A 26,320-nucleotide genomic window follows, 5' to 3' on the forward strand; every position below is an offset into this window, starting at 1 on the left:
AAAAATCCGGTTACTCTTGTAGTCCGTAGGGGAATCGAACCCCTGTTACCAGGATGAAAACCTGGCGTCCTAACCCCTAGACGAACGGACCATACTTTGCGCAATTGCGGATGCAAAAATACAATTATTTTTTACTAACACAATAGTTAGTAGAAATTTTTTAATAAGCTTTTGCAAAAAGCACTCTTTTTGATGATAATTTTCCGGTCACCATACACTTACCCTCTTTGTTTTCAGCATCTAAGGGAATACATCGTATAGTTGCCTTGGTATCATTTTTTATTTTTTCTTCGGTTTCGTTAGTTCCATCCCAATGAGCAGAAATAAACCCTCCTTTTTCTTCTAAAACTTTCTTAAATTCCTCATATGTCTCAACCTCGGTGATATTCTCTTCCCTAAAAGAATGTGCCTTTTGATACATGTTTGTTTGAATATCCTCTAGGAGAAATTCGATTTTAGCAACTACATCATCCATTGGCACAGTTTCTTTTTCTAAAGTATCTCTACGCGCAACTTCATATGTACCGTTCTCCAAATCACGTTGCCCAATAGCCAAACGTACCGGAACACCTTTCAACTCATACTCATTGAACTTAAACCCTGGTTTGTGCGTATCCCTATTATCAAACTTTACCGAAATTCCTTTAGCTCTTAACTCTTTTACCAACGGTTCAACCTTCTCTGAAATTACATCCAACTGCTCCAAACCCTTATAAATAGGCACGATTACAACTTGTATTGGCGCTAATTTTGGAGGTAAAACCAAGCCATTATCATCACTATGTGTCATTATTAATGCACCCATAAGGCGAGTTGAAACTCCCCAAGAAGTAGCCCAAACATGTTCTTGCTTTCCTTCTTTAGTTGCAAATTTTACGTCAAAAGCTTTGGCGAAGTTCTGCCCTAAAAAGTGAGATGTACCTGCTTGTAAAGCTTTTCCATCTTGCATTAAAGCCTCTATGCAATAGGTTTCTACCGCTCCGGCAAAACGCTCACTTTCGGTCTTTACCCCTTGTATAACTGGCATAGCCATATGTTCTTCAGCAAACTCGGCATAGACACCATTCATTCTCTCCGTCTCTTCTATTGCCTCTGCTTCAGTAGCATGAGCCGTGTGCCCTTCTTGCCACAAAAATTCGGCAGTTCTAAGAAACAAACGCGTACGCATTTCCCAACGAACCACATTTGCCCATTGATTGATCAACAAAGGCAAATCCCTATAGGATTGTATCCACCCCTTATAGGTATTCCAGATAATCGCTTCACTGGTTGGACGTACAACCAATTCCTCTTCTAACTTCGCATTAGGATCTACTCTTAATTTGCCAGGTTTATCTGGATCGTTCTGAAGTCTGTAGTGCGTAACTACCGCACACTCTTTTGCAAAGCCCTCTGCATTCTTCTCTTCGGCTTCAAATAAGCTTTTTGGCACAAATAATGGAAAATAAGCATTCTCATGACCTGTTTCTTTGAACATCTTATCTAGAGCGGCTTGCATTTTCTCCCATATAGCAAAACCGTATGGTTTAATTACCATACAACCTCTTACCGCCGAGTTTTCAGCTAAATTGGCCTTCACCACGAGTTCGTTATACCATTTGGAATAATCCTCGCTGCGCTTTGTCAAATTCTTACCCATTATATTTAGTTTGGCACAAAACTTGTGCTTATGTTAGCAAAATAATTGGGTAAAACTACTTATTTTTACTATGTTCAACAATAAAAAATTGCACCCATGATATATTTATTATCCCGCACTAAAATACGCTTTATCGCACTTTGCACCTTAACCGGCATTGTTGCAGTATCTTGTGGCTCATACCAGTCCGCATCGTACTATGACAATGATGGAATTTATTCCAGCAACCAAGTTAGTGTAGAACGACAAGAAAGACCTCAGCAAACAAGACAACAGGCCCAGGCTAATGACGAACCTTATTCTGATTATTTTGGCCAACAGGCTGGTCAATATGACCAAATGCTAGATGGAGAAATTTTTACTGATGTAGATTCGTACTCAAGCGGAACGGCTCAGGATAGTATTTCTGACGGGCAACTTACAGATTATTACAACAACGACAATGACTATGCCGGTTACGCAGGATGGGGCGATAATTCAACCGGTGTAAGTATAAATATTTATGATAACGGCTGGGGCGGTTACGGTGGTTTTGGCTGGAGTTCGCCTTGGTTATATAGTGGATATGGTTGGGGCGGTTACGGATATGGAGGCTACTACAACCCTTGGAGATACCGTTATAGCCCATGGGGATGGGGCGGTTACGGATATGGCTATGGTGGTTTTTACGGTGGATTCCGTGGCTATGGCTGGGGCGGATACGGAACTTGGTGCCCTCCATACGGTTATTACAACGGATACAATAATTACTCTTATAGAAACCAAAGATATGCCTACAACCGAAGCAGAAGAGGGTATTACACAAATACCAATGCTATTGCCGGCGGGAATTCAAGATATGTTTCACGGAGCTCTAACGTAAGTAGAAGCAGCAGGTCTACACCAAGATACTCTGCTAACAATTCAAGATCAAGATCCACTACCAACAGAAGTTCTGCATCGGGCAGCTCTAGAAGCTATAGCAGTAACCGTTCAGGAACATCTGCATCTAGAAGAACTGTGGGTGTTGACAGAAACAGTGCATACAGAACAAGTAGAAGCACAAGGGCTACACCAAAATACAACAGCTCTTCACGAACCAGCACATCTAGAAGCAGCTCGTCTACCCCAAGAAGTTCTACCTACAGAAGTTCGGGAACAAGAACAAGTAGCAGCGGCACCTATAGAAGCTCAACACCTAGATCAAGTACTTACAGATCATCCGGTACAAGTAGAAGTAGTTCTAGCGGAAGTACCTATAGAAGCTCAGGCAGATCTTCAAACAGTTCTGGTTCTTATAGAAGTTCCGGAAGTTCAAGCAGGTCTTCATCCGGTTCCAGATCATCTGGATCAAGCTCCAGGTCATCATCAAGCCGAAGAAATTAAGTCCAAAATCCAAAAAAGTAACTTACTTTAAAATTGCTAGGAATGAAAAGATATTTAACATTCATAGGGCTATTTGCGTGTGTTATGGCAAGTGCCCAAAATATTAATGATGTTCTACGTTACAGTACGGAAAACCTTCAAGGTTCCGCACGTTTTCAAGCCATGGGCGGTGCTTTTGGGTCCCTTGGTGGCGATTTGTCCGCTTTGAACATTAACCCTGCAGGAAGCGCTGTCTTTAATAACGGATTGTTTTCTATTTCCGGAACAAATTATCACAGGGACACAGATTCCGATTATAATGGCACACTACGCAACTCTACAGATAATAATTTTGACATCAATCAAGTTGGTGGTGTTTTTATTTTTAAATCTACCGATCCAGATAGCAAATGGAAAAAATTGTCGTTAGCCGTAAATTATGATGTAGTTCAAAATTTTGATGATCGCGTTGTAACGTCAGGAAGAAGCAATGAAGGTATCGACAATTACTTCCTCGATTTTGCAGATGGAATTGAGTTGCAACCACTAAAACTGAGAGACAATGAAAGAATTGGAGATGCTTATTTAGACATTGGCGCAACAAATGGTCTTGGTTTTGCTGGCCAACAGGCTTTTTTAGGATTTCAAACGGGAATTATTGAGCCTACGGTAGACGAAGATGACAATACTAGTTATTTCTCTAACGTCAACTATCAAGGAGTTGACCAAGATTTTCGTCAAAACATATCAGGTTACAACAGTAAATTTACGGTGAATGCCGCTACACAATATGGAGACAATTTCTATTTTGGGGCATCGTTGAACTTCCACACTATTCAATACGACAGATTAAATAGATATGATGAATCTCTTACAGATACCGATTCACAGGAACTAAGAACCGTGGCTTTTGACAATCTTCTGGTTACAGAAGGTACAGGGTTTTCACTGAGTCTTGGCGCAATTGCCAAGCTTAATGATGTGATTCGTCTAGGCGCCAGTTACCAATCTCCTACCTGGTATAGACTAACAGATAATTTCTCACAAGGAATAGATTCTAACTACCCACTGAAAGAAGATAGTTTTAACTTTTTTGATTTGAATTACGTTAACATCTTTGATTACCAGATTAAAACACCTGGAAAAATAACAGGAAGTGTTTCAGCCGTTTTTGGCAAATCAGGGCTTTTAAGTGTTGATTACGGATACCAAGATATGTCTAATGCGGAGTTAAGACCAACAAGCGACTCAGGTTTTGCTGATGAAAATACTTTTATTTCCGAAAGTTTAGGTACTGTTTCATCTATTAGAGTTGGTGGCGAATACCGTATTCAAAGAGTTAGTCTAAGAGCTGGTTACCGATACGAGCAAAGCCCATACGAAAGTGGAAACATTGTTGGAGACCTTAATGGTATTTCAGGTGGTGTTGGCTACAACTTTGGAAGAAGCAGATTAGATCTAGCAGTAAACCGAACCGAACAAGACGTACTTCAGTACTTCTTTGATACGGGAATAAACACTCCAGCATTGCTTAACAATATAAACACCAATGTGACCATTGGGTACACATTAAATTTCTAGAAGAATACAATTATATATAATGTAAAAGTCTGGCTTATGCTAGGCTTTTATCTTTTTAAGGCAAAGTGCGTTTTTGTGGTTTTAGCCACTTCTATATTGTTTTCCTGCTCTCCATACTCGATTTTAAACCAATATGTAGAGGAAGGCAAGGGATTGCCATTCAGCGTTCCATCCCAGACTGAGTTAACTCCCAATTGCGCTAAAAGCTTTCCATAGCGGTCAAAAACAAACACGATTGGATCCGTTAGCTCTTCTATTCCTTTAATATTCCAAGTATCATTAGCGCCATCATTGTTTGGAGTAAAAAACTTGGGATAACCAACTACTAGAAACTCTATAGGTTCTGTGGTTCCGCAACCATTCTTATCATTAATTACCAAAGTATTTATACCCGGAGGAACATCATTAAAAACCGCATCATCTTGAAACTCTCCTTCATTTATTGCATATTCGTAATCTCCATCACCGTCAACGAATATTTCTATATTGTTCATATCTGGATTTAAGGACAAATTAGAGTTTAACGTTTCCACACGGTCAAGAACAGGTGTTCCATAATAGGTTATGAGAATATCATCTAAAATATGACCTCCCGCATCTGTAGTAATATCAACATGATACCTTCCTGACACAGGACTTGATACCGTAATTTGCGTGGCAGAAGGCCCCGAACCTAATGGTGCATCTATTGTACCATCGTCATCATAATCAACAGACCAAGCAATATTAGAAATATCTGGCCCTGCTGGGGAATTCAATGCACTCAAAGTAATATCCGGATCACCTTCACAAGCGGTTATATCCAAACCTAAAAACTCATCTCGTAACGTACAATCAAGAGCGGTATTCTGGTCAGCCCTTACGGAGCTTCCGGTAAACGTTAGCATAAAAGGCTCTCGTTCATCATCAAAATTAGTGTTGAAATTATTAATTAAAATATAGTACACCTCACCCGGAAGCACATCTAAATACTCATCATAAGTGTTTAAATTCTGAGTTACTGAAGGTACTCCAGCTTGGCCATTTTCAGGGTTAACCCCTAGCCCAGTAAATCTGGTATTATTCACTTCGTAATTACAACGTATAGGTTGAACAGCTCCAGTACTAATACCAACGCAATCAACATCAGGACCATAAACGGCAAAATCCCATTCCGCTGTTGGAGTTCCCGAACCAGTAACTGGTAAAGCTTCTAAGTCAAACCCTACTTGACCTTCCGTACCAGCCCTGAACACAAACCAAGATGTATTGTTTTCAATATTAGCATTGCTAACACTTCCTTTCTCAAGACAACCAGTTTCAGTAATAACTTCGGGGTCAAAATCATCTATGGCGCCACTACCATCAGCATAGCCCATTATAGGTGCATCGGCACATACAGGAATGGCCGTCCGGCAATCAGCTGAATTTTGTGCTTGAATTTCTGTACAGAAGAAAAAAACAACACAGATAACAGATAGTAAAAAACGCATAAGTATGGGGCTAAAACGATACTATTAAATAACTCACAGACAGTAATTTTAGTATGTTTAAGCTTAAAATTGAGTAGTTTATCGATAAAATACCTATTCAAAAAACAGATTCTGAAGACTATCGCTTTAAAGAAAAGTGATTATTGACATACTTGGCCGTTACAGTTTCGCCATTCGCAGAAGTATACGTTAACTTAAACCAGTAATCTGATTCGGGTAAAAGCTTTCCTTTAAATACCCCATCCCATTGCTCATTGGAAGGGTCCAATTGAGCTAATAATTTTCCAAAACGATCGTAAATAGTGAGCACGGGAGAATCTAAAAATTCAGCTCCTGTAATGGTCCAATATTCATTGGAACCATCTCCGTTTGGTGTAAAAAACTTTGGAAAACCTATCACCACAATTTGTTCAGTGACATCTCCACAACCTTGTGGATTATTTACAGTAACGGTATGCATACCTGGTTCTACCTGATAGAACTTATTACCTGTTTGGTATGCCCCATCATCTAATCTGTATTCATATTCTTCCGAAACATCGGTTAATACTGTAACTGTATTATTATTTTGCAAGTCTTCAATTTCAATATCAATAATTTGCGGTGGTCTGGAGGTTAATACGGTTACCCTTTTAGAATCGCTACAACTTAAGCCTGATTGAGAATTTGTAACCGTTAGCTCATACTCTCCTTCTTCAGACACCAATATATTTGAAGTAATTTCACCCGAACTCCACAAATAAGAATAGTTAGGGTTTGTACTTTCCATACCAATTGTGACACCAGCATCCGCCTCACATAAAAAGACATCTTGAGGAAAATCCAAAATAGGAGTTTCTATATTGATTAACTGAAATTGCTGAGAAGCATCAAAACATCTAGAATTACGAATTGAGGTAAGGCGAACAAAAATAGTTTGAGAGCCAGACTGAGTTTGATATTCTTTTGGAAGAGCATTAGCCCCACCAACTGCATCGGCCATTGTGGTGTGATAGCTGACCAAAAATTCATTTGAATTTTGACTTCCTAAAACTTCCATGTCTTTTTGAGAAAGATCATAAACCTCCAAACCACTGCATGAAGCATCATCAGAAACAGGATTTGCAACTGGCATAGCAGAAAAAGAAACCTGAACATCACTAATAATAGTTTCCGATGGCCTGACTACTTCCACTCTGTAATTAGCAGATGTAGTAACTTCATATGTGGGACTGTTTTCTCCCATTATTTCCGTAAATCCACTTCCCGAGTCCAGAAACCACCGGTAAGACAAAGCACCAGAAGTTGTTCCATCCAAAATAATAGTTTCATTCTCACAAGCGGCTATGGGCGGTCCAAGAAGATTATTTATAATAGAACAATCCAGGGCATCAAAAGGATTGGTCACGAATATATGCCCAGAAAACTGAATAGAAAATCCAGAATTATTATTACTAAAATTATTGAGAAGCAAATAATAATCCTCTCCAGGAGTTACATCCAACCAAGCCTCATATTGAACATTGTCAGTATTGCCCGATGGATCTTCCCCCACCCCAACAAATGCATTCTCATCCTGATTATCAAAAAAATTACATCGTATCGGCTCCCCTAAGTTACTACAGTCATTTGATTGGTACAGAGCAAAATCCCAATCTTCCAAAGTATCTATTCCTATATTAAAACCTAATTGTCCGGAAGCACCGGTTCTAAATCGGTACCAAGCGGAATTGGACTCAATTGCCCCGCTCAATGTTCGTTCCAAACAGCCAGTAGTTGCCGCCCCACTAAAGTCATCCACACCAAAGCCTGTAGTACCTCCGTTTACCGGAGTATTGTTACAAATTGGAATAGCATTGCTACAATCCGAGGAAACTTGTGCCATAACAGCATTTATCCACAGAAAAAACAACATAAACCATAAGATTGCAAAACGACTCATTTTAAACATTATACCTTATATTATATAAAAGTACCTTCTTCCTTTTCTTAACAGCAATTTATGTTGTGTATCAAGACATATAGAACATAAAGTGCCATATTATGTATATCTTTGCAGTTCGTTTTACTCAAGACAACGTGTAATGAATTGAAACTTTTTAAGACGAATTGGACATTAGAAATGTCAATAGATATAAGCAGATGAAAATTGATAGTACTTTGGAAAAGCAATTTGATGATTTAGGAGACGACCACGTTTCTGCATCGGAAGATACACCCTTACGTGAAGACGCATTCGTATTAAGCGATGATGATAAGATTGAAAGAATAAAAGATAACGTAAGAGAGATATTGCTCACTTTAGGTTTAGACCTAGATGACGACAGTCTTAAAGGCACCCCTAATAGAGTTGCCAAAATGTTCGTAAAAGAGATTTTTGGAGGTCTACACCCAGATAGAAAACCTAAATCCTCTACGTTCAGCAATAAATATAAATACGGAGAAATGCTTGTAGAAAAGAACATTACGCTCTACTCTACCTGCGAACACCACCTTTTACCAATTGTTGGTCGTGCACACATTGCCTACATCTCTAACGGAACGGTTGTTGGCCTTTCTAAAATGAACCGTGTAGTAGATTATTACGCAAAACGACCACAGGTACAAGAACGCTTGAACATTCAGATTGTTAGGGAGCTTCAAGAAGTTTTAGGCACGGATGATGTTGCCTGTGTTATAGACGCTAAGCACCTTTGCGTAAATTCAAGGGGCATACGCGACATAGAAAGTAGTACCGTAACAGCAGAATACGGGGGTAAGTTCAAAGAAGAAGCCGTACGCCGTGAGTTTTTAGATTACATTAAATTAGAGACCAACTTCCAATAGCCAATAGTATAGCATGCAATTGTATCAGAACCAGAAGTTAAAGATTTACAATTCCCTTTCCGGTAAAAAAGAAACATTTAAACCTTTAAACAAAGGCCACATTGGCATGTATGTTTGCGGTCCTACGGTGTACAGCAATGTACATTTGGGCAACTGCCGTACGTTTATGTCTTTTGATATGATTTTTAGGTATCTCAAACATTTGGGATACAAAGTACGCTACGTGCGTAACATTACCGATGCGGGCCATTTGGTAGATGATGCGGAAGACGGCGAGGACAAAATTGCGAAAAAAGCAAGACTGGAGCAATTGGAACCTATGGAAGTGGTACAACGCTACACTGTAGATTTCCATACTATTTTAGAACAGTTCAATTTTTTACCTCCAAGTATAGAACCTACTGCTACAGGGCATATTATTGAGCAAATAGAGATTGTAAAAAGCATTCTTGATAAAGGGTTTGCTTATGAGATAAACGGTTCTGTTTATTTTGATGTTTCCAAATTTAACAACCGTCATGAGTACGGTCAATTAAGTGGAAGAAAGTTAGAAGATATGATTGCCAACACTCGTGAACTTGCCGCTCAAGACGATAAAAAAAGTCCACAGGATTTTGCCCTTTGGAAAAAAGCCGAGCCACAGCATATTATGCGCTGGCCCTCACCTTGGGGAGATGGTTTTCCTGGATGGCACCTTGAGTGTACTGCCATGAGCACCAAATATTTGGGCGAAACTTTTGACATTCACGGTGGTGGAATGGACCTTAAGTTTCCACATCATGAATGTGAAATAGCTCAAGCTGAAGCATGCTACGGCCATTCACCAGTTAACTATTGGATGCATGCCAATATGTTGACCATGAACGGCAAAAAAATGGCTAAATCTACTGGGAACAATATACTTCCTGGGGAGATTTTTACCGGTGAGAACGATATTCTTAGTAAGGCCTTTTCTCCGTCCGTAGTTCGCTTTTTCATGATGCAGGCACACTATACCAGTATTCTAGATTTAAGCAATGATGCGTTGTTGGCGTCCGAAAAAGGATTCGGTCGTTTAATGGACTCTCTTTTGGTTTTAAAAGGATTAGATACCGGTTCTACCAGCAATTTTAAAGTTGAAGCATGGAAACAACAGTGCTATGACGCCATGAACGACGATTTTAATACACCTATTTTAATCGCCAATCTTTTTGAAGCCGTCAAACATATCAATCTAATTAAAGAAGGAAAAGAGAGTATTACCGCTACGGATAAAGAACTACTTATACAGACTTTGAACGGGTTTATCTTTGATATTTTAGGGTTGGAACAAAAAGGAGGTTCTACTGAAGATGCAGGTAAACTTTCAGGTGTTGTAGAACTATTGATTCAATTGCGAAAAGAAGCGCGTGAGAACAAGGATTTTGCCACATCAGATAAGATACGTGACCAGTTAGCAGAACTTGGCATTCAGTTGAAAGATGGCAAAGAAGGCACCACCTTTAGCATCTAAAAAACATTTTAAATAATGGTATTCGTTGTTTTCGCCTGGTAATCGCCGGGCGAAATATGTTGATGGGCTTTAAACACTCTGTTAAAATAAGACCGGCTCTCAAATCCGCACTGCATATACACGTCCTTTATACTTCGTTTGGGATTTTGAAGAAGACCCACTGCTAGCTTTATTCTTTCGTTGTTTATAAACTCAATAGGAGAAATACCCAATTCATTTTTAAACACCCTATGAAAGTGAGAAGGACTTAGACATGCCTTATCACTTAAGTCATCTATATTTAAAGGCTCATGAAGATGCTCCCTAATGTATCGAATTACAGTAGCCAATCTGCTATTGGCATTTAACTGAAGCGTAGAACTAGAATATATTTTGCGCTCATTCGTCTGCAGGATTCTAATAATCAGTTCGCGCAACATATTATCGACAAAAAAATCTTTAGAGGGGTGATTTTCCGTAAACAGAAATAGCAGGCGCTTTAAAATTTGATAGATACCCGCGTCGTTCACAAAATGAAAATTATAATCCATCAAGTTCCATTCCTTACCATTATGTTTTGGCATGGTCTCATTCATAAGCTGTAGCACCTTGTCTATTTTATCTTCAGAAATAGCGAGCGCCAAACAACGAGTAGGATTTTTGCGCATTGCTTCCGGAAAATCAATACACATAGTTTCATTAGAAGGAAGCACCAAAGATTCTCCGGGCAGAAAACTAAAAGACTCATAGTTTCTTAAATGCATTATTTTCTTTCCTTCTATCATACTTGCCAAAACAGGTTGGTCAAATTTTAATAGCACCCGTTCCGCCTGTTGATGTGTTTCAAAAACATGCAATGCAGCATTATTCAAAGTATACGAGGTTTGGTTTTCTACCAACGTTTCCAACTTCCTATTTGATAGAAATTTATCCGATAATTCAACCATAACAGCACAAGTATCAATTCAACCTATTAATCCCTAAGAAATATACAAAATAAGCATCAGTAAAATATCAATTTAACAAAGAATGATAGAATTGTTCATACCTATAGTAGAATAGGTCAGATAATTTCAGTTCAACTCCACTACATTTAGAAAACCAATTGTACTCATCTGAAAAAGAGACACATACTAAGAAACGTATCTATTAACTTAATATACTTAACTATGAGCACACAAACAGTTGAACAAGACGTATTACAAAAACCAAAGTTCAAAAGCCAGTATGAAAATTACATTGGCGGAAAATGGACAGCCCCTATGAAAGGTGAGTATTTTGACAACCTTTCTCCTGTAGACGGAAACGTATTCACTAAAATAGCCCGTTCCACATCAGAGGATATAGAACTTGCCATTGATGCCGCATGGATTGCCGCTTCCGAATGGAACAGATCGTCAGCAACCACTAGAAGCAATATGCTATTAAAAATTGCTGATGTCATGGAACGTAATCTGGAGACCTTAGCAAGAGCCGAAACTTGGGATAATGGCAAAGCCATTAGAGAAACTACAGCTGCAGATATACCTCTGGCTATAGACCATTTTAGATATTTTGCAGGTGTAATAAGAGCAGAAGAAGGCTCCGTCAGCGAATTAGATTCAAACACCGTTGCGTTAAACGTTACCGAACCACTTGGGGTAGTAGCACAAATCATTCCTTGGAATTTCCCAATTCTTATGGCCACTTGGAAATTGGCACCCGCATTGGCCGCGGGAAACTGTGTTGTTCTAAAACCCGCAGAGCAAACCCCAGTAGGCATCCTGGTTCTTATGGAACTGATTGAAGGTATTTTACCAGCAGGCGTATTAAACGTTGTAAACGGTTTTGGCGCGGAAGCAGGCAAACCTTTAGCCTCAAGCCCAAGAATAAATAAAGTAGCTTTTACCGGTGAAACCACTACCGGACAGTTAATTATGCAATATGCGTCTAAAAATATTACTCCCGTCACATTGGAGCTAGGTGGAAAATCACCAAATATCTTTTTTGAAAGCATTATTGATGCCGATGATGATTTCTTTGACAAATGCCTGGAAGGAGCCGTAATGTTCGCGCTCAACCAAGGAGAAGTTTGCACTTGCCCATCAAGAATGTTAGTTCAGGAAAGCATCTATGACCGCTTTATGGAAAGAGTTATAGAACGTACCAAGGCCATAAAATTAGGTCACCCGTTAGACCCAACAACAATGATGGGTGCACAGGCTTCAAACGACCAATATGAAAAAATTCTCAATTACATTAATATCGGCAAAGAGGAAGGGTGCGAAGTACTGACTGGTGGAGAGGCGGCCTACAACGAAAGTCTTGAAGGTGGTTATTATGTACAGCCTACGATTCTTAAAGGTAACAACAAAATGAGGGTATTTCAAGAAGAAATATTTGGTCCCGTAGTTTGCGTTACCACCTTTAAAGACGAAGCCGAAGCCATAGAAATCGCCAATGACACCCTTTACGGACTAGGTGCCGGGGTTTGGACCAGGGATACACACCAGGCCTACCAAATTTCCAGAGCGGTCCAAGCGGGTAGGGTCTGGGTAAACTGTTACCACTTGTATCCTGCTCACGCTCCTTTTGGAGGATACAAAAAATCAGGTATTGGCAGAGAAAACCATAAGATGATGTTAGCACACTACAGACAAACTAAAAATATGCTGATTTCATACGATAAAAAGGCCATGGGCTTCTTTTAATATGAAAACACAAAGAGTTCTAGTTACGGAGGAAGCAAAAAAGGTTATTGAAAGCCTTAAGAAAACGCATGGTGAACTTATGTTTCACCAAAGTAGTGGTTGCTGTGATGGCTCTTCGCCCATGTGTTTTAGCAAAGGTGAACTTATCCTGAACGAAACCGATATTTGGCTAGGCAAAATTGCCGATTGTGATTTTTACATGTCTCAAGATCAGTTTGAGTATTGGAAACACACCCAACTAACCATTGATGTGACCAAGGGAAGAGGTGCTAGTTTTTCCTTGGAAATCCCATTGGGAGTACGGTTTGTGGTGAAGTCCAGGTTATTTTCTGAACAAGAGGCCCTTGAACTGGAGCCCGTTCATCATGCATAATAAGCTGTTTGCATAGTTTGAAATCCGCATTATATAATGCGGATTTTTTCATTGGATTACTCCCGATTTTCAGATAAAGCTATTCCCTAAATTATCGTATTTTTACATTTCAAAACTCACTATATTGGCACTTACATTAAAAAAAATAATGGTAGCTCCTTTCGTATTTCTAGTAAGGTTTTATCAACTCGCCATCTCCCCATACACACCTGCAACTTGTCGCTACTCTCCTACTTGCTCGCAATACACCCTTGAGGCCTTGAAAAAACATGGCCTATTTAAAGGAGGTTGGTTAGCTATTAAACGTATATTTAGCTGTAATCCATGGGGAGGGAAAGGTTACGACCCCATACCTTAAACCATTAAAACAAGTTTAACTTATATTGATTGGTATACTCTCTACTGATCGTTTAAACTTATAACTACGATTTAAGATATAGGAAAGCCTAACGGCTATCTATTTTATTATCTTAGTGCCCTTAAAACTCCTTAACATGTACTTTTTAGGTATTATCTGGAATCCGAATGAAACCCTTTTTTCTCTCGGTCCGTTACAGATCAAATATTATAACTTACTTTGGATTACGTCTTTTGCCCTAGGTTGGTATATAATGAAACGTATTTTCACCAATGAAAATAAAACTGTAGAGCAATTAGATTCGCTTTTTATCCATACAGTGCTAGCTACAATGTTAGGTGCTCGCTTGGGGCATGTTTTCTTTTATGACTGGCCTTATTACAAAAATCACCTGCTAGAGATATTGCTGCCTATTCGAGAGAGTGCGTCAGGGCAACTCTTTGGTTTTATTAACGGCTACGAATTTACCGGCTTTACCGGTCTTGCCAGTCATGGCGCCATTATTGGGGTACTGATCGGCACGTATCTATACCAAAAGAAGTATCCAGATATGAAAACCCTTTGGCTACTGGACCGTATGGTAATTCCGTTTGCAATTGGAGCATTTTGTGTGCGATTGGGCAACTTTTTCAATTCTGAAATTAACGGAAAAGTAACTGACGAATCTTTTATTTTCGCCACAAAATTCATTCGTGATTCAGACGATATGCATCCGTCACAAGCATTAGCCATTACTCAAGAAAAGACTTTAAGTGCGGCGTATGATGCTTTAGAAAACAATCCTCAGTTTGCCGATCAATTGGCTCAGATTCCTTTTCGCCATCCAGCACAATTGTATGAAGGGGTCGCTTACATCTTTGTATTTGTTCTCCTTTACTACCTCTATTGGAATACGGATAAACGAAACAACTCAGGCTACCTCTTTGGCCTGTTCCTTGTATTGCTTTGGACCATACGTTTCTTCGTAGAATTTGTAAAGAAAAGTCAAGGTGGTTTTGAAGAAAGTCTAGGACTACTATCCACCGGTCAGTGGTTAAGCATCCCGTTCATTTTTGTTGGGCTTTATTTTATGTTTAGGCCAAAAGCTGCAAGAGCATAATTAATATTGATATTCTTTTACGACCGAAAACTAAAGTCGGTGTTTTGACAATGAGCAAAACGCTTCATTTATCATCGACTTTTTAAACGTAAGCGATACTAAAATGAAATACTTAAAAAATTATTTGTATTTGACCATTGCCTTGTTTCTGTTCAATGGATGTAAAGAAGAATCAAAAAAAGTAATTAAAGCAGAACCTGTGGTCTTTAAAAAAGAAGGAGAACTGTCCATCTTTAAAAAAGAAACCGATAGCGTTATTGGTTCTTTCGATATAGAAATTGCAGATAGCGAATATGAAACCCAAACTGGTCTGATGTACAGGAAGAGCATGAAGGTGGACCGAGGTATGTTATTTGTTTTTCCTGAAGTTGCAGGGCATTCGTTTTATATGAAAAATACCGAGTTTCCATTAGACCTCATTTTCATTAAGGAAGATATGACCATTGCCAATTATCAAGAAAATGCCCAGCCTATGGACGAATCCAGTCTACCTTCTCAAGGTGCTGTTCAATATGTGCTAGAATTGAATGCAGGTCTTGTTCAAGAATTAGGCATCCAAACAGGAGACAGTATAGCTTACAAAAAAATGTGATTTTAGATGGATTTGCTTTTGGAGGGAGAAAAAACCGAACGATTGCTATTCCGAAAAGTACTCCCCTCTGATTTTGATACATGGCTACCTTTTCATGAAGATAAACGGTCGTCAGAATTCTGGAAAGGATTACCGAGCGACCCAAAAATTGCTTGCCGGCAACAGTTTAATCGCATATTTGAACGGTATGAAAACGACTTGGGTACTATGAATGCCCTAATTTTAAAATCAACTGGAGACTTAATTGGCTTATGCGGACTTCTTAAGCAAAATGTAGATAACATAGAAGAACTAGAAATAGGCTATTCCATCCTACCAAAATATTGGAAACAAGGTTATGCCTCCGAAGCTGCTAAAAAATGTAAAATGCACGCACGAAACAATCGTCTTGCCCCTTCCTTGATTTCCATAATCCACATAGACAACATCCCTTCTCAAAGAGTAGCTATGAATAATGGCATGCATTTAGAGAAAACCACAACATACCATAACAATCCCGTATATATTTTTAGAGTGCTATTATGACACAAAAACATTGGGCTATATTTACTGCCAATACATCTCAAATTCCACTGTTAAAAAAACTCCACGTTTCCCATTTCCATCTTATCCAAAAAACATTGCGTTTCATCTAGACTTTTGACAAAAAAAAGGGTGTACCGCATCTAATTTAAACCGATTCCATATCTTGTAGGACTTTCTTGTCAAAAAGAGAGTTCTACCGTTTGCGGTGTTTAAAAAAAAGAATCGATAGTCCCTCGGAAAAATGAAGAAGTACCTTAAGGTTTCAGTCTGCTGTTTCAGTCTTTTTTTAATAGCGTTGGCGTGCACCAAGGAGGTGGGCCTTATCACCGAGGTGGAGTTCGAGCTTACCGAGCAGCACACTGCGGAAGGCTTCGTGAACCAAGGGCTTCCCAGTACATTTACGATCGTACCGGAAGAGGTACTGGAGGACTACGAGTACAATATCACCTATNTCCCTATCCAGAACAGTGCCGATATCGATACGGCGAACAATACGATAACGGTCAATGTACCGGACGGAACGGACCTTAACGTTGCACCACAACTTTTAGAGGTTTCCCTTGGGGCTACCTTTTCACCTGCAATCGATGACGTACAGGATTTTGGTTCACAGGTAACCTATACCGTCACCGCGGAAAACGGAACGAAACAACTGTGGACCGTGAACGTGACCGTTTCCGCCCCTACGGGAAGCGACCTGAACGAGATAACGGGCTTTGAGCTTACGGACCAGACCGATGTGGATATTGACGATACGACTAGTACGATAACGGTTACGGTTCCCGATGGCACTAACCTGAATACGGCTCCTTCGGTATTGAATATTTCCCCCAATGCCACGGTGACTCCCGCGATAGGAGATATACAGGATTTTAGCCAACCCGTTGTGTATACGGTGACCGCCGAAAACGGGGACCCTAGGCTTTGGACCGTGAGCGTTACCGTTACGAACAGCAGTGAAAAGTCAATTGACAGTTTTGTAATCAACGGGATATCCGGAACAATCAACGGCACGGAAATATCTCTGACCCTGCCCTCGGGCACCAATGTAACGGCGCTGTCCCCTATAATCGAATTCTTCGGACAATCCGTGGTTCCCTCGCCGGGAACACCCACGGACTTCACCAACGATGTGGTCTACACCGTTACCGCGGAGGATACCAGTACCTTGGACTATACCGTAATTGTTACGGTCCAAGCGGATACGAACACTGCGCCGACGGCAGGTGATTTTGCGGTTAGCTTCGAGCAGGGCAGCAATAACAATAATATCGACCTTTCTCCCCATATCAACGATGGGGACGGGGATGCCCTAACGGTTACCGTGACGACCGCGCCCCCGAACGGAACGGCCACGGTATCGGGCACTACAATCGTATACACCCCAAATCCCGGTCATAACGGTGCGGATGCTATAGGATATTCGGTAAACGACAGTAATGGCGGAACGGCAACCGCTACGGTAAGCGTAACGGTGAACGCCCCGGCGAACACCGTACCGACAGCAGGTGATTTTGCGGTTAGCTTTGAGCAGGACAGCAATAACAATAATATCGACCTTTCTCCTCATATCAACGATGGGGACGGGGATGCCCTAACGGTTACCGTAACGACCGCTCCCCCGAATGGAACGGCGACGGTATCGGGCACTACGATCGTATACACCCCAAATCCCGATTATAATGGTGCGGATGCTATCGGTTATATGGTAAACGACGGTAATGGCGGAACGGCAACCGCTACGGCAAGCTTAACGGTGAACGCCCCTGCGAACACCGTACCGACGGCAGCTAATTTTGCGGTTAGCTTTGAGCAGGACAGCAATAACAATAATATCGACCTTTCTCCTCATATCAACGATGGGGACGGGGATGCCCTAACGGTTACCGTAACGACCGCTCCCCCGAATGGAACGGCGACGGTATCGGGCACTACGATCGTATACACCCCAAATCCCGATTATAATGGTGCGGATGCTATCGGTTATATGGTAAACGACGGTAATGGCGGAACGGCAACCGCTACGGCAAGCTTAACGGTGAACGCCCCTGCGAACACCGTACCGACGGCAGCTAATTTTGCGGTTAGCTTTGAGCAGGACAGCAATAACAATAATATCGACCTTTCTCCTCATATCAACGATGGGGACGGGGATGCCCTAACGGTTACCGTAACGACCGCTCCCCCGAATGGAACGGCGACGGTATCGGGCACTGCAATCGTATATACCCCAAATCCCGGTCATAACGGTGCGGATGCTATAGGATATTCGGTAAACGACGGTAATGGCGGAACGGCAACCGCTACGGTAAGCGTAACGGTGAATGCCCCTGCGAACATAGCGCCTGTAGCTGTTGATGATACATATACAATTGACGAAGCCGGTAATTTAAACGTTCTTATTTTAACGAATGACACGGACAATGAAGGTGATGACTTAACTGTAAATTGGGTTGGGGGTAGCCCTGCTAATATTGGCCAAACTATTGGCGGTTCAGATGGTGGGCTGTTTACAATAACCGCTGGCGGAAACCTTACATTCGACACGAATGGCGAATTTGATAGTCTGAACGATGGTGATAGCCAAACGACAACCGTTCAATATAGAATAACCGATGGTAATTCCAACTCGAATATTGCGACGGTGACTGTATCTGTGACTGGTGTTGATGACCCGAATAACAATCCTACGGCATTTATTTCAAGTGATGTTATGAGCGGGACAACACCACTTAGCGTGAATTTTAAAGGGGACCAATCTGATGATAGCGATGGGTCTATAACCTCTTATTTTTGGGATTTCGGAGAAAATGCCCAAACAAGTACATTGGCAAACCCAACTTATGAATATGTAAGTCCCGGTGAATACATAGTAACCCTAATGGTAACCGATAACGATGGTGCAACAGACTCCGATACAATAAGAATAACCGTTAGTGAACCTACAAATGGACTTCCAACGGCAGTTATTTCTACTAGTACCACAACTGGAACAACACCTCTTAGTATTAATTTTATAGGTGAAAACTCGTATGATAATGATGGTTCCATTGTTTCATATGAATGGGATTTTGGGGAGAACGGCCAAACAAGTACAATTGCTAACCCCACTTATGAGTATGTCAGCCCCGGTGAATTTACTGTAATTTTGGTCGTAACCGATAACCTTGGTGCAACGGATTCCGATAGGGTAACGATAACCGTTAGCGAACCTTCTAATGAGCAGCCAACAGCTAATGCAGGTCCGAATCAGACCATCACCCTGCCCGCCAACGAGGTTGTCCTGGACGGTTCAGGTAGCAGCGATACTGCACCCGGTACGATTGACACCTATGCTTGGACGCAGGTCAATGGTCCCGGCACGGCGAACATCGTATCCGCGAACAGTGAAAGCACACGTGTAAGCAACTTAATTCAAGGAACTTATACATTTGAGCTTACCGTGGTCGATAATGGAAGCCCCGCACTTAACAATACGGATAGGATAACAATAATTGTAAAAGAGCCAATTAGTCAACCACCAACAGCAACTTTTAGTGGCTCACGAAATGTAAGCATAGGACAGCCGTCGGTTAGCGGAACAGTTACAATTTCAAATGGACCAATGACTTTTAACTTTGGGATGACTTCATTTGGGTCCGAAAGTGGAACAATAACACTCACAATCAGTGGTAGCAGCTACACCGTATCTGTTCAAGGAGGTGAAAGTCAAAATAGAACATTAACAGAAAGTTTTCCTCCCGGCACATACAATTACTCCTTAACTTTAAACGGTTCAGGTAATTACAGCGGAGGAGTAACCGCTCAACAATTATAAAAAAACCTAGAACTTTATCTTGTGAATTGTGATTATAAATTTCACGAATTCTAGCAGAGTAAAAATCAGATACTATTTGACTAATTTAAAATCAAACGGTTTAAAAAAAATTCAGTATTTTTATTTAACTAAAACATACATTTCATTATTCTTTTTAGTTAAAAAAGACTCTCATATACTATAGTTAAGATAATATTTACAAGGTTTTCCTATAGGACCTTAATAAATTTGTGCATTATAAGTACAGAAAAAATTTAATTATAGCAAGGAAGTCGAAATCTACTACTCTATACCACACGAATATTGTAGCCAAGGCTATGTTAGCAAAGGTAGCTATCAACAATGGCATGCACAAAAGAAGACTACAACATACCATAACAACCCCGTATATATTTTTAGAGTGTAATTATGAAACAGAAACACTGGGCTATATTTACTGCCAATACATCTCATACAAAGGATTTTATAAACAATCTACTAGAAGGTTACCTACCTGAGGGATTTGACGAGTTAAAAGATAAAGAAGGTGCTCTCTTATCAAAATTGGCCGTTGAGCGCTTTATTGATATAGAAGACCGCCATGAGGCTAAAATAATTACTTCGAATTCCGATCAAAGTTTAAAATCTATGTCTAGCGGTGAACAGAAAAAAGCGCTGTTAAAACATATTTTGAGTTCAAATCCTGATTTTATAGTACTAGACAATCCTTTTGACAACTTGGATACAACTTCACAAGAGGACCTTAAAATAACACTTCAGAAAGTTTCTGAACATACTCCCATAGTGCAATTATTGAGTCGTAAAACGGATCTCTTGCCTTTTGCCAATACTTTCGCAAAACTGGAGGGTAAGGATTTATTTTTTCACGAGAGTGTCAGTTCACTTTCCGATAATACGTTAAAAGACCATTTTCAAGGAGATATACCTAAACCTATCAACTCTTATAAAATTGACGAAGAAACATTAATCGCGTTAAAGAACGTGGGGGTCTCTTACAGTCAAAGGCCAATTTTACATGACATTAATTGGACGATTAAAAAAGGTGAGTTTTGGGAATTAAGAGGTAGAAATGGTAGTGGAAAAACAACCATACTCTCTATGATAACCGGAGAAAACCCAAAAGGCTACGGACAAGAACTCTATATTTTTGGACGCAAAAAAGGAACCGGCGAAAGTGTTTGGGAAATAAAAAAACGAATAGGCTATTTCACCCCTTCAATGACCGATAAATTTACAGGCTATCATTCCGTAAGCCATATGATTATTTCAGGGCTTAACGACTCTATTGGACTTTACATTCAACCTACCGAGGCGCAACTTAGACTTTCCAAAGAATGGCTTAAGTTAATTGGATTATGGGAAATGAAAGAAGAGCTATTCCATGATTTGTCCATGGGTCAAAAAAGATTGATTATGTGTGCTAGAGCAATGATAAAACATCCTCCATTGCTAATTCTTGACGAACCCACTGCGGGACTGGACGATGACAGCGCTGCTTTGTTTGTTGCTCTGGTAAACAAGTTTGCCACCCAAAGCGACACTACGGTCATCTTTGTATCACACAGGAAAGAACCTGGTCTTGAAGCGGAATACATTTATCAATTAGAGAAGTCAGATATAGGCTCAACGGGGAGAGTATTGACTACGTAACCTCTATCATCAATAAAAAACAAGACATTCGTCAAATACAAAAGCCGATTGCATATGCAATCGGCCTTTTATATTAATTGAGTTAGTTAGTTCTTAACTCCTCAAATATAGAGAAATTTATTTTACTTCCTTAGTTTCCGGCTCAACTGTACTTTTTTCTAGTCCGCCTGCTTTTGAAGACTTGTTCAACGTATCAAACATTACAGGGGTTGCAATGAACAATGATGAATATGTACCTACAATAACACCAATTATCATAGCGAACATAAATCCTCTTAATGATTCTCCACCGAAAATAAATATCGCCAATAATACTACCAAAGTAGTTAAAGAGGTATTTAATGTACGGCTCAATGTACTGTTCAATGCCAAATTAATATTGTCGCCACCGCGCCATCCTTTCTCACCGATAATCTCACGAATACGGTCAAACACAACCACGGTATCATTCAGCGAATACCCAATTACCGTTAATATAGCCGCGATAAAGGCTTGGTCAATTTCCATATTGAAAGGCATTATGGTACCAAACAATGAGAATATACCCAACACTATCATCACATCATGGAAAACAGCCGTTACTGCACCTAATGAGAATTGCCATTTCTGGAAACGCAACAAGATATACAAGAACACCACTGCCAACGACCCTAAGATTGCCAAGAAGGCATTGTTCTTAATATCATCTGCTATTGTTGGTCCTACTTTTACAGATTGCAAAATACCAATTGACTTATCTCCCGAACCACTTACAAAGCTCTGTTCACTAATACCATCTGGCAAATATTTCTGTAAAGAAGTATATAATTTATTCTGAATTTCATTATCCACTTCAATACCTTCCACATCCACTTTGTAAGGCGTAGTAATCTTAATCTGATTAGATTCACCAAACGTCTTCACGTTGGTTCCACTACCAAACACTTCATTTAACTCAGAGGCTATTTCAGATGGGTTAACAGACTGTTCAAAACGAACTTGATACGAACGTCCTCCTATAAAATCAACTCCTTGTTGTAAACCTTTTGTAGCCAAAGAGAAAACACCAATACCCACTAAGATAGCAGAGAATATATAAGCAATCTTTCGTTTTGAAAGAAAGTCGATATTAATATTCTTGAATAATCCTTTTGTAATAGCGGTAGAAAAATCCAATGAACGCCCTTTGCCATCAATATACCAATCTACTAATAGACGTGTAATAAAGATAGCCGTGAACAATGAAGTTACAATACCGATAAGTAAAGTAGTTGCGAAACCTTTAATTGGACCTGAACCGAATATAAATAAAATGATTGCAGTTAAACCTGTGGTTATGTTCGCATCAAGAATAGAAGAAAGCGCATTTCCAAAACCATCTGCAACAGCCAATGATTTCCCTTTTCCTTTAGCCAGCTCTTCTTTAATACGTTCAAAGATAAGTACGTTCGCATCTACGGACATACCAATAGTAAGAACGATACCTGCAATACCAGGTAAGGTCAATACCGCACTTAAGCTAGTAAGAACCCCAAATATCAAAAGAATGTTCAATAGTAAAGCGATATCCGCGAAAGCACCTGCTTTACCATAATAGAAAACCATCCATACCAATACGATTGCCATTGCAATCATAAAGGACATAAAACCACTATCAATAGCTTCTTGACCTAAAGATGGCCCTACAACTTCTGATTGTATAATTTCTGCTGATGCCGGCAGTTTACCTGCACGCAATACATTTGAAATATCTTTTGTTTCGTTGACGGTAAATGTACCCGTAATCTCTGAACGACCTCCTGAAATAGGCCCAGAAGAAACACCTGGAGCAGTATATACTTTATTATCCAAAACAATAGCAATACCGGTTCTATTGGTATATGCATCTCCCGTTAGTTTTTCCCATTCCTTAGCTCCTTTGGTGTTCATGCTCATGGTAACCGCCGGCTTACCGTTCACAAACTCATCACGAGCATCACTAACCACATCACCACTAATTCTTGGTGTATTATCCCGGTTAGATTTAAGTGCGTACAATTCTGCAATTTCAGAACCCTCAGATGGTCTTTCCCATAAGAACTTTACAAATTGCATGCTTGCAGGAAGTAATCTTCTAATTTCTTTCATTCTAAGGTACGAACCAATCTCGGCCGTATCCTGAATAGCAGCAACCCCAACAGCATAGCTAGGTGCTCCTATTTGAAACTTATCAAATAAAGGGTTACGTTGTCCTGAGATATCCAATGAATCCTGAGAAACATCTGAAAGAAGTGAATCTAATTCCGATTCTTGCTTAACAGGCTCATCAATATCATCTGCATCGATTAGTGTTTTCAGTTTTTCGTTCGCTTGAAAGAAGAAACCTTGTAATTCAGTATTGTTAGGCTGGTATGTTTCCCAGAACTCTAACTGTGCCGTACTTGACAACAACCCTTGCGCACGAGCAATATCTCTAGCACCAGGCAATTCTACCAAAATACGACCCGAATTACCTTCTCTTTGAATGTTTGGTTGTGTTACACCAAAACCATCTATACGCTCACGAAGTACTTCAAAAGCAGAAACAATGGATTCATCAATTTTTGTGCGGATGATAGGTTTAACCTCATCATCTGACATCTGAAAATTAACCTCACCACTCAGGCCTTTATTCGCAAAAATATCTGGAGAAGCTAATTTCGTATCTCCTTTAATTTTGTCAAAAGCATTGAAGAAAAGCTCAATATACGTGTCATCACTATCTTTAGAAGCGGCATCGGCATCTGCCAAGGCTTTATTGAAAACAGGATTTTTGGTATTATTTGCCAAACCTTTTAAGATATCCTTTACGGAAATCTGAAGGGTAACGTTGATACCTCCTTTAAGGTCAAGCCCCTTGTTCAGCTCTTTCTTTTTGGCTTCGTTGTAGTTGGTGAAACCAAGGATTGAATTGTCTCCAATTGAATCTAAATACCTAGTCTCTAGCTCATCACGTTTAGAAACATAATTTTCTTCAGCGTCCGAAATGCGGCTTTCCGCATACGCTTTTGCTTCGTTTTCTACCTTACCTCCTATAAAAGTATAGGATAATTGGTAGATACTTACTAGCCCAAAGAGTAGGGCAAAAAGCTTAATAAGTCCTTTATTCTGCATTGGTTATGTAAATTAATTGCGTGCTTTTTATAACAGCGTGCAAATATATGATTTTCCCATAGGAATTGGCAATATATTTGGAGTTATTGTAAAACAGAAACATCTGCCCCTGAATTATTTCAGAAACAGATGCTCATATCTATTCTTATCGTAAAGACTATAATTCAAGTAGACCGTTGGTCTTTTTTACTCCGGCAGCACTTTCTTGCATTTTTGCTTTTTCTGCATCGCTTAATGGAATATCAACTATTTTTTCAATTCCATTTTTACCTAAAACAACAGGTACACCAATACAAATATCATTAAGATCATACTCCCCTTCCAATAAAGTTGAACATGGGAAAATTTTCTTTTGATCACAAGCAATAGCCTGAACCAAACCAGATACGGCCGCACCTGGAGCATACCACGCACTTGTACCCAACAATTTAGTCAATGTAGCACCACCTACCTTAGTATCCGCAGCAACTTGCTCTAAACGGTCATCAGATAGAAATTCTGAAACACGAATACTATTTCTTGTAGCATGAGAAGTTAAAGGAACCATTCCCGTATCACTATGACCACCTATAACCATACCGTCTACATCTGAAATTGGAGCTTCTAGAGCCTCTGCCAAACGGTATTTAAAACGAGCACTATCCAATGCTCCACCCATACCTATAATCTTATGCTTAGGCAAACTGGTTGTTTTATGTACCAAATACGTCATGGTATCCATTGGGTTACTTACTATTATTAAAGTAACGTTTGGAGAATGTTCAACTAGGTTTGCAGATACTGTTTTTACAATTCCGGCATTGATACCTATTAATTCCTCACGCGTCATTCCCGGTTTTCTTGGAATACCCGAGGTAATTACAGCAATATCACTATTGGCCGTTTTAGAGTAGTCATTAGTTACACCTGTAATTTTGGTATCGAAACCGTTTAAAGATGCAGTTTGCATCAAATCCATAGCCTTACCTTCGGCATAGCCTTCCTTGATATCCAATAAAACTACTTCCGATGCAAAATTCTTTATGGCAATATACTCGGCACAGCTTGCCCCTACTGCTCCTGCCCCTACTACGGTAACTTTCATTTGTTATTATTTATTTGTTATTAAAGTTTTTCCCTTCAGATACCCTTGTTTTCAACATTTTTGAAAAGGGTTCCCAAATTTAAACAATCTAAAAGGAAAACTACCGCCTAAATTGGGTTAAATGGTAGAAATGTCATCGATAAACTACTCGGTGAAATACACTCCTGTTAAAAAAGAATGCGCTTTAACGAAGATAAAACGGATTTGTTGCCGTACATCGAATTATAGCAATAGTACTTTACAATATGCCGTTCTACTAACAGTAAAACCCCCAAATAATTAAAACCTACGACAATGAAAAAAGTCTTTTCATTATTAGCCATAATAGCCATTGTACTTGTAAGCAACTGCACAGAAATTCCGGAAAATGACAATCCTGTAATCGGAATCTGGTCAGACATAGAAGTCGCTCCGGCTAGCAAGACTTCCAAGTCCGCAACCACAATTCGTGAAGAATGGATATTTAACGATGCCTATTTGGGAAGATACCACCGCAAGAGTAATGGTAGCATTACTTTTAAAACTGACTTTAAATGGAGTTACGATAACGACACATACACAATCTCATACCCCGGAACCGACATGGAAGACGAAATAGTCTCTATGAAAGCGTCTGCAGAAGGAAGCTCATTATCTGACTCGCAAGGAAACATTATGGCTCTTAGGGAGTAAAAATTTTACTAGGTTTCAAATACGCTAAAAGCCATAT

Annotated in this window: 19 protein-coding genes and 1 tRNA gene; 13 read left to right on the top strand and 7 right to left on the bottom strand. The window is 39.8% G+C overall.

Annotated elements, in window-relative coordinates:
- Positions 1-19 precede the first annotated feature (19 nt).
- Positions 20-91, bottom strand: a tRNA-Glu gene (locus IWC72_RS01280).
- Between the two features lie 69 nt (positions 92-160).
- Positions 161-1,639: a proline--tRNA ligase gene (proS, locus tag IWC72_RS01285; RefSeq protein WP_194524458.1), complete on the bottom strand. Its 1,479-nt coding sequence runs from the start codon at positions 1,637-1,639 to the stop codon at positions 161-163.
- Positions 1,640-1,735: 96 nt separating this feature from the next.
- On the opposite strand from proS, the gene IWC72_RS01290 reads away from it, so the two are divergent.
- Together IWC72_RS01290 and IWC72_RS01295 are read left to right on the top strand one after the other, a co-directional pair.
- Entirely contained in the window at positions 1,736-3,004 is a 1,269-nt protein-coding gene (locus IWC72_RS01290; protein WP_194528565.1) for a hypothetical protein, read from the top strand.
- Positions 3,005-3,046: 42 nt separating this feature from the next.
- Positions 3,047-4,564 (top strand): OmpP1/FadL family transporter, encoded by a 1,518-nt coding sequence (locus IWC72_RS01295; RefSeq protein ID WP_194528566.1) that lies wholly within the window; start codon positions 3,047-3,049, stop codon positions 4,562-4,564.
- A gap of 47 nt (positions 4,565-4,611) precedes the next feature.
- Here the strand turns inward: IWC72_RS01295 and IWC72_RS01300 are convergent, their stop codons facing one another.
- Together IWC72_RS01300 and IWC72_RS01305 are read right to left on the bottom strand one after the other, a co-directional pair.
- Complete coding sequence (locus IWC72_RS01300; protein WP_194528567.1) at positions 4,612-6,036, bottom strand: T9SS type B sorting domain-containing protein; 1,425 nt, start codon at positions 6,034-6,036, stop codon at positions 4,612-4,614.
- A gap of 118 nt (positions 6,037-6,154) precedes the next feature.
- Entirely contained in the window at positions 6,155-7,957 is a 1,803-nt protein-coding gene (locus tag IWC72_RS01305; protein ID WP_194528568.1) for a T9SS type B sorting domain-containing protein, read from the bottom strand.
- Positions 7,958-8,157: 200 nt separating this feature from the next.
- Here IWC72_RS01305 and folE point away from each other — a divergent pair, with 200 nt between their 5' ends.
- Positions 8,158-8,841 carry a GTP cyclohydrolase I FolE gene (folE, locus tag IWC72_RS01310; protein ID WP_194524463.1) on the top strand — a complete coding sequence of 228 codons (684 nt, stop codon included), beginning with the start codon at positions 8,158-8,160 and terminating at the stop codon, positions 8,839-8,841.
- A gap of 13 nt (positions 8,842-8,854) precedes the next feature.
- Complete coding sequence (gene cysS / locus IWC72_RS01315) at positions 8,855-10,333, top strand: cysteine--tRNA ligase (RefSeq protein WP_194528570.1); 1,479 nt, start codon at positions 8,855-8,857, stop codon at positions 10,331-10,333.
- Between the two features lie 8 nt (positions 10,334-10,341).
- Here cysS and IWC72_RS01320 read toward each other — a convergent pair whose 3' ends face one another.
- A complete protein-coding gene (locus IWC72_RS01320) occupies positions 10,342-11,259 on the bottom strand; it encodes an AraC family transcriptional regulator (protein ID WP_194528571.1) in 918 nt (305 codons plus the stop codon).
- A 222-nt stretch (positions 11,260-11,481) separates the two neighbouring features.
- Between IWC72_RS01320 and IWC72_RS01325 the strand changes: the two genes are divergently transcribed.
- From IWC72_RS01325 to IWC72_RS01360, 8 genes are all read left to right on the top strand, one after another.
- Entirely contained in the window at positions 11,482-13,002 is a 1,521-nt protein-coding gene (locus IWC72_RS01325) for an aldehyde dehydrogenase family protein (protein WP_194528572.1), read from the top strand.
- Position 13,003: 1 nt separating this feature from the next.
- A complete protein-coding gene (locus IWC72_RS01330) occupies positions 13,004-13,375 on the top strand; it encodes a DUF779 domain-containing protein (RefSeq protein WP_194528573.1) in 372 nt (123 codons plus the stop codon).
- A gap of 148 nt (positions 13,376-13,523) precedes the next feature.
- Positions 13,524-13,733: a membrane protein insertion efficiency factor YidD gene (yidD, locus tag IWC72_RS01335; RefSeq protein WP_194531059.1), complete on the top strand. Its 210-nt coding sequence runs from the start codon at positions 13,524-13,526 to the stop codon at positions 13,731-13,733.
- Between the two features lie 136 nt (positions 13,734-13,869).
- Complete coding sequence (gene lgt / locus IWC72_RS01340) at positions 13,870-14,832, top strand: prolipoprotein diacylglyceryl transferase (protein WP_194528574.1); 963 nt, start codon at positions 13,870-13,872, stop codon at positions 14,830-14,832.
- Positions 14,833-14,935: 103 nt separating this feature from the next.
- Entirely contained in the window at positions 14,936-15,424 is a 489-nt protein-coding gene (locus IWC72_RS01345) for a DUF192 domain-containing protein (RefSeq protein WP_194528575.1), read from the top strand.
- A 6-nt stretch (positions 15,425-15,430) separates the two neighbouring features.
- Complete coding sequence (locus tag IWC72_RS01350; RefSeq protein WP_194528576.1) at positions 15,431-15,949, top strand: GNAT family N-acetyltransferase; 519 nt, start codon at positions 15,431-15,433, stop codon at positions 15,947-15,949.
- A gap of 241 nt (positions 15,950-16,190) precedes the next feature.
- Positions 16,191-19,766: a beta strand repeat-containing protein gene (locus IWC72_RS01355; RefSeq protein ID WP_194528577.1), complete on the top strand. Its 3,576-nt coding sequence runs from the start codon at positions 16,191-16,193 to the stop codon at positions 19,764-19,766.
- 408 nt (positions 19,767-20,174) lie between these two features.
- Entirely contained in the window at positions 20,175-21,416 is a 1,242-nt protein-coding gene (locus IWC72_RS01360) for an ATP-binding cassette domain-containing protein (protein WP_226979459.1), read from the top strand.
- A 117-nt stretch (positions 21,417-21,533) separates the two neighbouring features.
- Here IWC72_RS01360 and secDF read toward each other — a convergent pair whose 3' ends face one another.
- Complete coding sequence (gene secDF / locus IWC72_RS01365) at positions 21,534-24,527, bottom strand: protein translocase subunit SecDF (RefSeq protein ID WP_194528578.1); 2,994 nt, start codon at positions 24,525-24,527, stop codon at positions 21,534-21,536.
- A gap of 157 nt (positions 24,528-24,684) precedes the next feature.
- Positions 24,685-25,611, bottom strand: a complete 927-nt coding sequence (locus IWC72_RS01370; protein ID WP_194528579.1) for a malate dehydrogenase — start codon at positions 25,609-25,611, stop codon at positions 24,685-24,687.
- A gap of 294 nt (positions 25,612-25,905) precedes the next feature.
- On the opposite strand from IWC72_RS01370, the gene IWC72_RS01375 reads away from it, so the two are divergent.
- Positions 25,906-26,283: a hypothetical protein gene (locus IWC72_RS01375; protein WP_194524474.1), complete on the top strand. Its 378-nt coding sequence runs from the start codon at positions 25,906-25,908 to the stop codon at positions 26,281-26,283.
- Positions 26,284-26,320 lie beyond the last annotated feature (37 nt).

This window comes from Zobellia roscoffensis, from assembly GCF_015330165.1.
In the GTDB taxonomy this organism is placed as follows: domain Bacteria; phylum Bacteroidota; class Bacteroidia; order Flavobacteriales; family Flavobacteriaceae; genus Zobellia; species Zobellia roscoffensis.

What these genes read in the sequence shown, in the direction of transcription:
- proS (WP_194524458.1), bottom strand. Translation starts at nt 1,639, where the DNA reads ATGGGTAAGAATTTGACAAAGCGCAGCGAGGATTATTCCAAATGGTAT.
- IWC72_RS01290 (WP_194528565.1), top strand. Translation starts at nt 1,736, where the DNA reads ATGATATATTTATTATCCCGCACTAAAATACGCTTTATCGCACTTTGC.
- IWC72_RS01295 (WP_194528566.1), top strand. Translation starts at nt 3,047, where the DNA reads ATGAAAAGATATTTAACATTCATAGGGCTATTTGCGTGTGTTATGGCA.
- IWC72_RS01300 (WP_194528567.1), bottom strand. Translation starts at nt 6,036, where the DNA reads ATGCGTTTTTTACTATCTGTTATCTGTGTTGTTTTTTTCTTCTGTACA.
- IWC72_RS01305 (WP_194528568.1), bottom strand. Translation starts at nt 7,957, where the DNA reads ATGAGTCGTTTTGCAATCTTATGGTTTATGTTGTTTTTTCTGTGGATA.
- folE (WP_194524463.1), top strand. Translation starts at nt 8,158, where the DNA reads ATGAAAATTGATAGTACTTTGGAAAAGCAATTTGATGATTTAGGAGAC.
- cysS (WP_194528570.1), top strand. Translation starts at nt 8,855, where the DNA reads ATGCAATTGTATCAGAACCAGAAGTTAAAGATTTACAATTCCCTTTCC.
- IWC72_RS01320 (WP_194528571.1), bottom strand. Translation starts at nt 11,259, where the DNA reads ATGGTTGAATTATCGGATAAATTTCTATCAAATAGGAAGTTGGAAACG.
- IWC72_RS01325 (WP_194528572.1), top strand. Translation starts at nt 11,482, where the DNA reads ATGAGCACACAAACAGTTGAACAAGACGTATTACAAAAACCAAAGTTC.
- IWC72_RS01330 (WP_194528573.1), top strand. Translation starts at nt 13,004, where the DNA reads ATGAAAACACAAAGAGTTCTAGTTACGGAGGAAGCAAAAAAGGTTATT.
- yidD (WP_194531059.1), top strand. Translation starts at nt 13,524, where the DNA reads ATGGTAGCTCCTTTCGTATTTCTAGTAAGGTTTTATCAACTCGCCATC.
- lgt (WP_194528574.1), top strand. Translation starts at nt 13,870, where the DNA reads ATGTACTTTTTAGGTATTATCTGGAATCCGAATGAAACCCTTTTTTCT.
- IWC72_RS01345 (WP_194528575.1), top strand. Translation starts at nt 14,936, where the DNA reads ATGAAATACTTAAAAAATTATTTGTATTTGACCATTGCCTTGTTTCTG.
- IWC72_RS01350 (WP_194528576.1), top strand. Translation starts at nt 15,431, where the DNA reads ATGGATTTGCTTTTGGAGGGAGAAAAAACCGAACGATTGCTATTCCGA.
- IWC72_RS01360 (WP_226979459.1), top strand. Translation starts at nt 20,175, where the DNA reads ATGAAACAGAAACACTGGGCTATATTTACTGCCAATACATCTCATACA.
- secDF (WP_194528578.1), bottom strand. Translation starts at nt 24,527, where the DNA reads ATGCAGAATAAAGGACTTATTAAGCTTTTTGCCCTACTCTTTGGGCTA.
- IWC72_RS01370 (WP_194528579.1), bottom strand. Translation starts at nt 25,611, where the DNA reads ATGAAAGTTACCGTAGTAGGGGCAGGAGCAGTAGGGGCAAGCTGTGCC.
- IWC72_RS01375 (WP_194524474.1), top strand. Translation starts at nt 25,906, where the DNA reads ATGAAAAAAGTCTTTTCATTATTAGCCATAATAGCCATTGTACTTGTA.